General features: G+C 69.0%; 13 protein-coding genes. 3 read left to right on the top strand and 10 right to left on the bottom strand.

The features are described 5' to 3' along the window. Positions 1-8 precede the first annotated feature (8 nt). From modA to ACKTTN_RS05325, 3 genes are read left to right on the top strand one after another with little or no spacing between them, the layout of a single operon-like run. Positions 9-779 (top strand): molybdate ABC transporter substrate-binding protein, encoded by a 771-nt coding sequence (modA, locus tag ACKTTN_RS05335; RefSeq protein ID WP_407908854.1) that lies wholly within the window; start codon positions 9-11, stop codon positions 777-779. Next, on the top strand, positions 776-1,468 hold the full coding sequence (modB, locus tag ACKTTN_RS05330; RefSeq protein WP_407908853.1) for a molybdate ABC transporter permease subunit: 693 nt from the start codon (positions 776-778) through the stop codon (positions 1,466-1,468). The genes modA and modB overlap by 4 nt, the downstream gene beginning before the upstream one ends. 8 nt (positions 1,469-1,476) lie before the next feature. Beyond that, positions 1,477-2,097 (top strand): ATP-binding cassette domain-containing protein, encoded by a 621-nt coding sequence (locus tag ACKTTN_RS05325; RefSeq protein ID WP_407910015.1) that lies wholly within the window; start codon positions 1,477-1,479, stop codon positions 2,095-2,097. On the opposite strand, the gene ACKTTN_RS05320 is transcribed toward ACKTTN_RS05325, so the two are convergent. The 10 genes from ACKTTN_RS05320 to ACKTTN_RS05275 form a co-directional block, all read right to left on the bottom strand. Further along, on the bottom strand, positions 2,094-2,285 hold the full coding sequence (locus ACKTTN_RS05320) for a hypothetical protein (protein WP_407908852.1): 192 nt from the start codon (positions 2,283-2,285) through the stop codon (positions 2,094-2,096). The two genes, ACKTTN_RS05325 and ACKTTN_RS05320, sit on opposite strands and share 4 nt — an antisense overlap. 62 nt (positions 2,286-2,347) lie before the next feature. Beyond that, entirely contained in the window at positions 2,348-3,049 is a 702-nt protein-coding gene (locus ACKTTN_RS05315; protein WP_407908851.1) for a VgrG-related protein, read from the bottom strand. Positions 3,050-3,223: 174 nt separating this feature from the next. Beyond that, complete coding sequence (locus ACKTTN_RS05310) at positions 3,224-4,516, bottom strand: adenylosuccinate synthase (RefSeq protein WP_407908850.1); 1,293 nt, start codon at positions 4,514-4,516, stop codon at positions 3,224-3,226. 222 nt (positions 4,517-4,738) lie between these two features. Continuing rightward, a complete protein-coding gene (locus ACKTTN_RS05305) occupies positions 4,739-4,927 on the bottom strand; it encodes a DUF2065 domain-containing protein (protein WP_407908849.1) in 189 nt (62 codons plus the stop codon). Next, positions 4,927-5,790, bottom strand: coding sequence for a protease modulator HflC (hflC, locus tag ACKTTN_RS05300; protein WP_407908848.1), 864 nt, complete (start codon positions 5,788-5,790; stop codon positions 4,927-4,929). The genes ACKTTN_RS05305 and hflC overlap by 1 nt, the downstream gene beginning before the upstream one ends. Continuing rightward, a complete protein-coding gene (hflK, locus tag ACKTTN_RS05295; RefSeq protein WP_407908847.1) occupies positions 5,787-6,902 on the bottom strand; it encodes an FtsH protease activity modulator HflK in 1,116 nt (371 codons plus the stop codon). Before hflK ends, hflC begins: the two co-directional genes overlap by 4 nt. Positions 6,903-7,014: 112 nt before the next feature. Next, entirely contained in the window at positions 7,015-8,319 is a 1,305-nt protein-coding gene (gene hflX, locus ACKTTN_RS05290; protein ID WP_407908846.1) for a ribosome rescue GTPase HflX, read from the bottom strand. A 24-nt stretch (positions 8,320-8,343) separates the two neighbouring features. Then, on the bottom strand, positions 8,344-8,619 hold the full coding sequence (gene hfq / locus ACKTTN_RS05285; RefSeq protein ID WP_407908845.1) for an RNA chaperone Hfq: 276 nt from the start codon (positions 8,617-8,619) through the stop codon (positions 8,344-8,346). A gap of 146 nt (positions 8,620-8,765) precedes the next feature. Then, the gene (gene miaA, locus ACKTTN_RS05280) at positions 8,766-9,719 is read right to left on the bottom strand and encodes a tRNA (adenosine(37)-N6)-dimethylallyltransferase MiaA (protein ID WP_407908844.1); all 954 of its coding nucleotides are present in this window, start codon (positions 9,717-9,719) and stop codon (positions 8,766-8,768) included. A 13-nt stretch (positions 9,720-9,732) separates the two neighbouring features. Next, a complete protein-coding gene (locus ACKTTN_RS05275) occupies positions 9,733-11,154 on the bottom strand; it encodes an amino acid permease (RefSeq protein ID WP_407908843.1) in 1,422 nt (473 codons plus the stop codon). Positions 11,155-11,445: the final 291 nt, after the last annotated feature.

Below are 11,445 nucleotides of genomic sequence, written 5' to 3'. Positions count from 1 at the left end.
TGGCTCCCATGCGCTTGCCGGCCCGTGCAATCACCGCGCTGCTGCTCCTGCTCGCGGCCCTTCCGGCGTTCGCCGCGGAGCCGATCACGGTATTCGCCGCGGCCAGCCTCAAGGAAACGCTCGACGAAGCGGGCGCGCTGTATGGCCGCACGCACGGCGCGACGGTGCGGGTTTCCTACGCCGCGAGTTCCGCGCTCGCGCGCCAGATCGAGGACGGCGCGCCCGCGGATGTCTTCATCTCGGCCGATCTCGACTGGATGGACGAGCTGCAGGCGAAGCGCCTCATCGACACGACGACGCGTCGCGACATCGCCGGCAATGCGCTGGTGCTGATCGCGCCGACCGACGCGACGACGCCACGCGTCACGCTCAAGCGGGGCGTCGACCTGCGGCCGCTGCTGGGCACCGATGGCCGGATCGCGCTCGCGCTCACCGCCAGCGTGCCGGCGGGGAAATACGGCCGTGCCGCGCTGGAATCGCTGGGCGCGTGGGCGACCGTGCAGCCGCGCGTGGTGGAAGCGGAGAACGTGCGCGCCGCGCTGCAACTCGTCGCCCGTGGCGAAGCGGTGCTCGGCATCGTGTACGCGAGTGACGCGCTGGCCGAGCCGCGCGTGCGCGCGGTCGCGCGCTTCCCGGCGGCGACGCATCCACGCATCGTCTATCCCGCCGCGCGCATCGCCGCGAGTGCCCATCCTAAGTCCGCCGATTTCGTCGCATGGCTGGCCACGCCGGCCGCGCAGGCCGTGTTCCGTCGACACGGGTTTCTCGCACCCAAGTGACCGCACTCTCCGCCGACGAAACCGCGGCCGTCCTGCTCAGCCTGAAGGTCGCGGTGGTCGCCACGCTGGCAAGCCTGCCGGTTGCGGTCGCAGTCGGCTGGTTGCTGGCGCGGCGCCGCTTTCCCGGCCGGTTGCTGGTCGACGCCATCGTGCACCTGCCGCTGGTGCTGCCGCCTGTCGTCACCGGGTACGCGCTACTAGCGCTGCTCGGGCGACGCGGCCTGATTGGCGCGTGGCTGCACGACGCGCTGGGCATCACCTTCGCATTCCGTTGGACCGGTGCGGCGCTGGCGTGCGCAGTGATGGGCTTTCCGTTGATGGTGCGCGCGATACGGCTGTCGATCGAAGGCGTCGACCGTCGACTGGAGAACGCGGCATCGACGCTCGGCGCGTCGCCATGGCGCGTGTTCACCGGCATCACGCTGCCGCTCGCGTGGCCGGGTGTCATCGCCGGCGCGGTGCTCGGCTTCGCCAAAGCGGTCGGCGAGTTCGGCGCGACGATTACGTTCGTATCGAGCATTCCCGGCGAAACGCGCACGCTGTCGTCCGCGATCTACGGCCTGCTGCAGGTTCCCGGCGCGGAGTCGCGTGTGTGGTTGCTGTGCGGCGTGTCGGTCGCGATCTCGTTCGTCGCAATGCTCGTGGCCGAAGCGCTGGCGCAGCGCGGCCGCGCGGACCCACCGACGTGAGCGGCGTCGTGCATGACATCGACGTGCTGCTGCAGCGCGGCGGATTCGAGCGCCGCGTCCGCCTGCAGAGCGCGTCACGTGTCGTGGCCGTGGTTGGCGCATCCGGAAGTGGCAAGACCTCGCTGCTGCACGCGGTAGCCGGGCTTGTCCGTCCCGTCGATGGCCGCATCGAAGTAGCGGGCGACGTGCTGTTCGATTCGTCGCGAGGCGTCGACGTGCCCGCGCACCGCCGCCGTATCGGCTACGTCTTCCAGGACGGTCGGCTGTTCCCGCACCTCGACGTCCGGTCCAATCTTCTCTACGGCGCGCGGCACGCGTCGGCCGGCGAGACGCGACTCGACGACGTGGTCGAGCTCCTCGCACTCGCGCCGTTGCTGGCGCGTCGCACCGGCGGACTGTCGGGCGGCGAAGTGCAACGCATCGCGCTCGGCCGCGCATTGCTCGCGCAACCGCGACTGCTGCTGCTCGACGAGCCGTTGTCGATGCTCGACGCCGATCGTCGCGACGACCTGCTGCCGTACCTGCAGCGTGTTCGCGACGAGAGCGGGTTGCCGATGATCTACGTCAGCCACGTGCCGGCGGAAGTCGCGCGCATCGCGCAGGACGTGCACCGCATCGACGCCGACTAGCGCTTGTCCGAGCGTGACACGAAGAAGCCGATGATCGCGATGACGATCACCACCAGGACGATCTCGCGTAGGACGTGAACGTCGAACAGCGCGCCCAGCAGGTGGCAACCGGTGCACGACATCGCGCCAGCCGCCGCGACAGCCAGCGCTCGCACGGGCACGCCAGGCGGAGGTCGATCGTCGCGCATCGTCGGCTTCCCTGCTGCAGGCCGACAGCGTAGGCCACCCGTGTTAGCTGAAGGTGCAGGTTTCACGCGCTGCGCGAAGCGCGCTCGGCCGCCGCGCGATCCGCTTCGACCACGATGCACTCGGCATCCGCGAGTCGCAACAGATCGCGTTTCTCATCGACGACGCGGCGTCGCAGGCCCGGCCATAGCGGCTTCGAATGCGCGAACAACGTCTGCAGGTGGGCGAGTTTGTAGTCCTGTACGGCGCCGACGATCTGCGCGTCGGTCAATGTCGTGGCGTCCGCCGCTGCACCGAATGTTCCGTGCAGCGCGTTCGTGACGATCGACAGCGTCAGCGCGCCGTACTGCACCGCCGTGCTCCAGAGCATGTCGTGCACGGCGTAGCCCGCGCCTGACAGGTCGATACCGGCGTCGCGGAGTCGGGCGAGTTGCGCGTCGTAGTGCGTGCGGCCGATGAAGTCGTGCTGGTCGCGGGCGAACGCGGGATCGCTGGCCGCGATGCGCGTCCACATCGCGTCGAACGCCGGCGTGCCGGGCTCGAGCGCGGCGAAGCGCGGTGCGTAGTACGACTGCGCGAGGTACTGCTGCAGCGTCCCGGTGCGCGACGACAGCTGGTATTCGCCGTACGACTTGCCGCCCGCGTCGCCTTTACCCGAGGAGATAACACCGGCGCCGCGGCCGGAGGATTCATAGCGGCTCGACGTGCTGCCCAGCCGCCATTGCGCGACGCGCTTTCGCGCCTGCCGAAGATTCATCGATGCCATGCGTCGCCTCCTTGCGCGGGGAGCGGAGCGTTGCGGGTGGTGGATGACGACATCCGCACGCCGCCTTCGTCGCACACCGGCCGTGCAGGGCGCATCCACGACCGTTTCGACGCGTGAAACGCAACGGGCCGCCCGAAGGCAGCCCGCGTCATGCGGCAATGCAGCGCCCCGGGATCAGGCGAACGGATCCTGCAGCACGATGTTGGCGTCGCGGTCCGGGCCGGTCGAGACGATCGCGAGCGGGCAACCCGCGAGCTCCTCCAGCGAGCGAAGGTAGGCGCGCGCGGCGGCCGGCAGCTTGTCCCATTCGGTGATGCCCGCGGTGCTCTCGTTCCAGCCCGGGAACTCGAGGTAGACCGGCGTGCATTCTTCCCAGCCGGCAGCATCGAGCGGCGCGTATTCCGTGCGCTTACCGCGGTATTCGTAGGCAATGCAGATCTTCAGCTTCTCCATCCCGTCGAGGATGTCGAGCTTGGTGATGCACAGGCCACTGATGCCGTTGATGGCGACGGCACGCTTCAGCGCGACGATGTCCATCCAGCCGCAGCGACGCGGGCGGCCGGTGGTCGCGCCGTATTCCTGGCCACGATCGCGGATGCCCTGCCCGATCTCGTCGTCGAGCTCGGTCGGAAACGGGCCGCCGCCGACACGCGTCGCGTACGCCTTCGCGATGCCGAGCACATAGTCGATCGCGTCCGCGCCAACGCCGGTACCGGCGAGCGCGCCGCCCACCGTGGTGTTCGACGAGGTGACGTACGGATACGTCCCGTGGTCGATGTCGAGCAGCGAGCCCTGCGCGCCTTCGTACAGCACCTTCTTGCCCTGCTTGCGCAGCTCGTGAAGGATGCCGGCGACGTCGGCCTTCATCGGCTCGACGTATTCACCGAACGCGAGCGCTTCGTCGAGCGTCTGCTGGTAGTCGACGCCTTCGACGCCGAGGTACTTGGTCAACACGAAGTTGTGATAGTCGAGCGCGGCGCGCAGCTTCTCGGCCATTTCCTGCGGATAGTGCAGGTCGGCGATGCGGATGCCGCGACGCGCGACCTTGTCCTCGTACGCGGGGCCGATGCCGCGCCCGGTCGTACCGATCGCCTTGCCGCCGGCGGCCTTCTCGCGCGCCTGATCCAGGGCGATGTGGTACGGCATGATCACCGGCGTGGCGGGGCTGATCTTCAGGCGCGAACGCACTTCGACGCCGTTGCCTTCGAGCTCGGCGATCTCCTTCTGCAGCGCGCCCGGATGCAGCACCACGCCATTGCCGATCAGGCACAGCGCGTCGGGGCGCAGCACGCCCGACGGAATCAGGTGGAGTACGGTCTTCTTGCCGCCGATGACCAGCGTGTGGCCGGCGTTGTGGCCGCCCTGGAAGCGCACGACCGCGCCGATATCCTGCGTCAGCAGGTCGACGATCTTGCCCTTGCCTTCGTCGCCCCACTGGGCACCGAGCACCACTACCGACTGACCCATTACCGCTCTCCGAATTCGCTGCGTGCACAGAGGACCGGCCGCGTGGACGCGCGACATCGGCGGCACGCGGCAGCGCGCGTGATGGCGCCCTCGGGCGCACGTCGGCCGACCGATCCGCCGTGGCGGATCGCAGACATGGAAAAAGCCGGCGGGTGTCCCCGTCCGGCTTTTGTGCATTATCCGGGTTTCGGTCCGGTGGGGCCACCCCGCCGGTCGCATCGTTCAGCCGCGCACGCCCCACAGCGAGAGCAGCCCGACGACGACGATGACCGCCCCGAACACGCGCAGCTGTGGCGTGCTCAGCACGTACAGCCGCTCGACGGTGCGCTTCCAGCCATCCGGCGTGAGGAACAGGAACAGGCCTTGGAGCACCGCCACCAGGCAGAGCGCGGAGAGCAACTCACGCGCCATCAATGGTCGGATTTTAGGTACTGCAGGAACGGGTCGTTCTTGTCCACGACGATCACCGTCTGGCCGGTGCCGAATGCCTGGCGATAGGCCTCGAGGCTGCGCTGGAACGCATAGAAGCCCGGGTCCTTCTGCGCGGCGTCGGCGTACAGGCGCGCAGCCTGCGCATCGCCCTGGCCACGCAGTTCCTGCGCATCGCGCTCGGCCTCGGCGACGATCACCGCGCTGTCGCGGTCGGCATCGGCCTTGATGCGCTGCGCCTGCTCCGCGCCTTCCGCGCGCAACTGGCTCGCCACCTGCTGGCGCTGCGCGCGCATGCGGCTGTAGACGTCGGCGATGACCTTGCTGTCGGTCGGCAGGTCGATCTGCTTGATGCGCAGGTCGAGGATGCGCACGCCGAGCGTGGACGCGCCCTTGTTGATGGTCGCCAGCTGCGCCGCGACGATCCGGCTGCGATCACCCGACACCACCTCCGACAGCGTGCGCGTGTTGATCTCGTTGCGCAGCGCGTCCTTGATGATGGGCGCGAGACGTTCAATGGCGACCGACTCATCACCACCGGTCGCGCGGTAGAACGCGCGCAGGTTCTCGATGCGGCCGACCGCGAAGAAGTCGACGCTGATGTCCTTGCGTTCGGAGGTGAGGTAACGCTCCGGTTCGGCGGGCAACACTTCGAGGCGACGGTCGAACAGCAACTGGCTTTCCACCAGCGGGAACTTGAAATGCAGGCCGGGGCCCAGATCGGTACGCGCGAGCCGGCCGAGGTTGAGCACGATGGCGCTGTAGCCTGCCGGCACGACGAACACCGACCCCATCAGCGCGAGCAACGTCGCGACAACCAGTGCAATCAGGGCGGGATATCTCATCGTTCGGCTCCTGCGCTACGAGGTGCGCGCGGCGCACGCGGGCCGCGACCATTCGAATCACCCGATGCGGTCACCGGCGCGAGCACGTCGGGGATGATCGACGGTGCCGCCTGCGGCTGCGCGAGCAGCGGCGGCGCGACCGGCTGCGTGGCGTTCGCATCCGACATCGGAACGTAGATCAGCTGGCGCGAATCGCCGCCGACGATCGTGCGGTTCTCCGCCAGCACGCGCTGCACGGTTTCCAGCCAGAGACGCTTGCGGGTGACGTCCGGCGCCGCCTTGTACTGCTCGACCAGCAGCGAGAAACGATTCGCATCGCCCGTCGCGCGCGCGATCGCCGAGGCCTTTTCGCCTTCCGCCGTCGCCCGGACGCGAGCCGCTTCGCCGCGCGCCTCCGGGATCACCTTGGCGGCGTACGCGCGCGCCTCGCTGATCACGCGGTCCTTGTCCTGCTGCGCGCTGTTGACGTCGTCGAACGCCGGTTTCACTTCTTCCGGCGGACGCGCGTTGGGAAGGTTGAGTTCGGTCACCGTCAGACCGGTACGGTACGCCTGCAACGACTTCTCGAGGCGCGTGCGCGCGGCTACGGCCAACGCATTGCGTGAGCCGAGCACCGTGTCGAGGTTGGAGCGGCCGACCATCTCGCGCACCGTCGACAGCGATGCTTCCTTCAGCACCTCGTCGGCATCACGCGTGCCGAACAGGTACTGCTGCGAATCGGCGATGCGGTATTGCACGTTGATATCGACGTAGACGATGTTCTCGTCGGAGGTCAGCACCGGCACGGTCTGCGTGAACGTCTTGATCTGCGTCGCGTTGACCTTGAACACACGCTCGATGGGCCACGGCATCTTCAGGTGCGGACCGGGCCTGAGTTCGCGCGCGAACTGGCCGAAACGCAGCACGACGCCGCGCTGCTGCTCGGAGATCAGCGTGAAGGTCGAAAACACCAGCACCAGGCCCAGCGCCAGCGCGACCCACCGCAGCGGCCCGTTGCCATCGCCGAGGCCACGCAGGCGGTCGAGCAGGTCGTTGGGCGCGAAACCACGTCGCGGGCTGCGCGGCCGCGATTCGCGGTCGCCGTTGTCACTGCCGGGCGTGTTCCAGGCCATGCGGACTCCTGAGGGTGCATCGGCGACCGCCGCGGGCGCGGCGGTCGCGCCTTCGCGGAACGGCGTAACGCCGGCGCGATGTTCGGGATTCTAGGTGGGGGGTCCAGCCGCCTCAACCAAGGGGCGGCGGATCAACCGGGGGTGGAAGCAGCGGGGTGAGCAGGTGTCCGCCCGCGCCGTCCGCGATGCGCCGGGCTTCGGCCTGCGGCATGTCGATGTCGAGCGACCAGCCATCGTCGTCGACACGTTCCGCGCGAATGGCGCCCAGCTCATACAGCCGGCCTCGCAGGCGCGCGGACGCGGATGGCAGATGGATGCGGCCGGTCACGCGCTCCAGGCCGAGCATCTGGCCAAGCGCGTCGCCGAGCAAGTCGAGGCCGGTGCCGTCGCGCGCCGACAGCCACACGCGCGGGCGCTCCTCGACGAAGCGATCGTAACGGGGCGCCATGTCTTCGAGGCGGTCGATCTTGTTGAACACGAGCAGCTGCGGGATGTCGCTCGCGCCGATGTCCTTGAGCACGGCATCGACCTGCGCGATGCGATCCGTGCGCAACGGGTCGGCGGCGTCGATGACGTGCAGCAGCAGATCCGCCTCTCGCGCTTCGGACAGCGTGGAGCGGAACGCCGCGACCAGTTCGTGCGGCAGGTCGCGCACGAAGCCGACGGTGTCGGCGAGCACGACACCGCCGCCGGCGAGATCGACGCGACGCACGGTCGGGTCGAGCGTCGCGAACAGCTTGTCGGCCGCGTAGGCCCCGGCGCCGGTCAGCGCATTGAACAGCGTCGACTTGCCCGCGTTGGTGTAGCCGACCAGCGCGACGCGCGGCAGTTCGCCCTTCAGTCGCGCCCGACGCATCTGCGTGCGCTGCACTTCGACCTTGTCGAGCCGCTTGGACAGTTGTTCGAGGCGCTTCTGAAGCAGGCGGCGGTCGGTTTCGAGCTGGGTCTCACCCGGGCCGCGCAGGCCGATCGAACCACCACGCTGGCGCTCCAGGTGGGTCCAGCCGCGCACCAGGCGCGTGGCCATGTGTCGAAGCTGCGCGAGCTCGACCTGCAGCTTGCCTTCGTGGCTGCGCGCACGCTGCGCGAAGATGTCGAGGATCAGGCCCGTGCGGTCGACGACGCGACGCTTGAGCACCTTCTCGAGGTTGCGTTCCTGGCCGGGCGACAGCGGATGGTTGACGAGGATCAGGTCGGCGCCGCTGGCTTCGGCGGCGGCCTGCACTTCCTCGAGTTTGCCGCTGCCGATCAGCGTCGCCGCATTCGGGCGGTCGATGCGCGCGGTCAGCACGGTGGCGATGCTCGCCCCGGCCGACCGCGCGAGTTCCTGGAACTCCTCCAGCACCGTCTCGTCGAGCGGGCCGGCGTGCGGCTGGATCAGCAGCGCGTTCTCGCCCTTGCGCGAGCGTTCAAACACTCTGCACCTCCAACCACATTCGCATCATTCCGTGCCGTTCTCCGGCGCGCCTTCGCTGTCGCCGGGCTGCACATAGCCACCGCCCGGTCCGACGCGCACGTTGCGCGCGGGCACCACGGTCGAGATGGCGTGCTTGTAGACCATCTGGCTCACGGTATTGCGCAGCAGCACTACGAACTGGTCGAACGACTCGATCGTCCCCTGCAGCTTGATCCCGTTGACCAGGTACACCGACACCGGCACGCGCTCGCGGCGCAGTGCATTCAGGAACGGGTCCTGGAGAGATTGCCCCTTCGACATTGCTGTTCCCCACCTTTTGCTCTTGTTGTTATGGGCGGCCCGCTGAGGCAGGCCGTGTCGCCGCGGTTGTCCCCACGGCAGCGACGGCCCGATGGTAGCGCAAAGTGGCTGATTTCCCGTCGGCGCGGCGTCGAGGAGCGCGACGTTCAGCGCGGTTCGACGAAGTCCGTCACGAGTCGGTCGAGTCGGGCGCGACCGTGGAGCGGGTCGCCCCACAGCGCATCGAGTTCCCCGCGCAGCCAGGTGAGCTGTCGCTTCGCGAGCTGGCGCGTGGCGAAGATGCCGCGATCGCGCAGCGTCGCCGCGTCGAACTGACCGTCGAGGTGCTCCCACGCCTGACGGTAGCCGACCGCGCGCATCGCCGGCAGATCGAGCGGTCGCGGATGCGCGGCGATCGCGGGCAGTCCACGCAGGCGGTGGACCTCGTCGAGGAAACCGGTCTCGAGCATCGCGTCGAAGCGACGCGCGATGCGCTCGTGCAATACCTCGCGCGACGCGGGCGCAACCACTAGCTTCAGCACGCGGCACGGGAAGCGCTGTGCCGGGCGCTCGCGACGCCAGTCCGAAATCGTGCGACCACTGATGCGCCAGACCTCGAGCGCGCGCTGGATACGCTGCGCATCGGTCGCGTGGATGCGCGATGCGGCCTCGGGGTCGACCGTCGCCAGCTCCGCGTGCAATGCCGCCCAACCGCGCTCGGCGGCTTCGGCTTCGAGCGTTGCGCGCACATCCGCATCGGCCTCGGGCATGGGTGCGAGCCCGCGCAGCAGTGCGTGGAAATACAGGCCGGTGCCGCCGGCGAGGATGGGCAGGCGACCGCGCGCGAGGATGTCGTTGATCGCCACGAGCGCATCGGTCGCGAAGTCCGCGGCCGAATACGGCTGCCAGGGCTCGCGCACGTCGATGAGGTGATGCGCGACGCCATCGCGTTCGTGCGCGGTCGGCTTGGCTGCACCGATGTCGAGCCCGCGATAGACGAGCGCCGAATCGACGCTCACCACGTCGCCGCCGAACCGCTGCGCCCACTCGACCGCGAGCGCGGTCTTGCCCGACGCGGTCGGGCCCATCAACGCGATGGCGAGCGGACGCGGGTCGGCCATCGACGACGCGACGTCAGGCGTGCTCGCCGCGCGCCAGCACGCTGCCGCGTCGACCGAACAGCAGGTACACGGCGACGCCGATCGCGTTCCAGATCAGGAACCAGTACTGCGTGCGGTGCGGCAGGCTGTAGAAGAGATACAGGCAGCCGAGGATCGCGATCGGGCCGACGATCCACGCCGCCGGCGTGCGGAACACGCGCGCACGCTGCGGATCGCGGACGCGCAGGACGAGCAGGCAGGCCGCGACGGCGACGAACGCGGCGAGCGTGCCCGCGTTGGCGAGCGCGGCGATCTCGTCGAGTCGCGCCACGCCCGCGAGCGCAGCGACGATCACCGCCGTGAACAACGTGATCGCGACCGGCGTGCCGGTGCGCGGATTCACCTTCGACAGCGCGCGCGGGAACAGGCCGTCGCGCGACATGACGAAGAAGATGCGGCTCTGGCCGTAGAAGAACGCGAGCAGCACCGTCGGCAGCGCGACCACCGCCGCGCCCGCGACGATCTTCGCCGCCGCGCCCTGCCCCAGCTCGCGCATGATCAGCGCCAGCGGCGCCGGGCTCTGCGCGAACACCGTGTAGTGCATCGCGCCCACAGCGGCGACCGCAACGAGCAGGTAGATCAGCGTGCAGCCGATCATCGAGCCAACGATGCCGATCGACAGGTCGCGTCCCGGATTCTTCGCTTCTTCCGCCGCGGTCGAGATCGCGTCGAAGCCGTAGAACGCGAAGAAGATGATCGCCGCCGCGGCCATGACGCCACGCTCGACACCGTCCGCGCCCGCCGCCTTGACGAAGCCGTACGGCATGAACGGATGCAGGTTGCCCGCATCGAAATGCGGCATCGCGATCGCGACGAACACGCCCAGCGCCACGACCTTCACCGCGACCAGCGCGGCGTTGAGCGTCGCGCTCTCGCGTGTGCCGACCATCAGCAACCCTGCAACGACGAACACGATCAGCACGGCCGGCAGGTTGACGATGCCGCCCGCATGCGGCCCGGCGATCAACGCGTGCGGCAACGCGACGCCCAGCCCCTGGAGGAACTCGACCACCGAGCCCGACCACCCGACGGCCACCGCACTCACCACCAGCGAGTACTCGAGGATCAGGCTCCAGCCCACCACCCAGGCGATGCTCTCGCCCAGGACCGCATAGCTGTACGTGTAGGCGCTGCCTGCCGCGGGCATCATCGTCGCCATCTCGGCGTACGCGAGCGCCGCACAGGCGCAGACGACGCCGGCGACCACGAACGACAGCAGCACCGCCGGTCCGGCGAGATTCGCCGCGACGCCGACCAGCGTGTAGATGCCCGTACCCACGATCGCGCCGATGCCGAGCGCGACCAGATGCGGCCAGCTCAATGTGCGGACGAGCCGACGCCCCTCCTCGTGCACGGTGATGCGATCGATGTCCTTGCGACGGAGCCAGGTCGACATGCGTGCCTCGGGGCGGCGTACGGGTGGCCGAAGTGTGGAGCAAGCGCGACCGCGATGCGATCCGTCATCGCCCGGTCAAAGTTTCGCCACGATGGCCTGCACGCCCGACGCGACGCGCCCTCGAACGGTTATCCACAATCCGCTCCCGTGGGTTATCCACAGCGCGTGTGGGTAACGCGCAGCTTGACAGCGGACTCGACGCGCCATAGCGCGCGTTGCGATGGCGGCCTCGTCCGCTCCGCTTCGACGGGCTATCGAATCCATGTCCGGTGCGGACAACGGCGGCGCGAT

This window comes from Lysobacter claricitrinus (genome assembly GCF_045866565.1).
Lineage (GTDB): Bacteria > Pseudomonadota > Gammaproteobacteria > Xanthomonadales > Xanthomonadaceae > Cognatilysobacter > Cognatilysobacter claricitrinus.
This window is presented reverse-complemented; position numbering and strand designations above follow the sequence as displayed.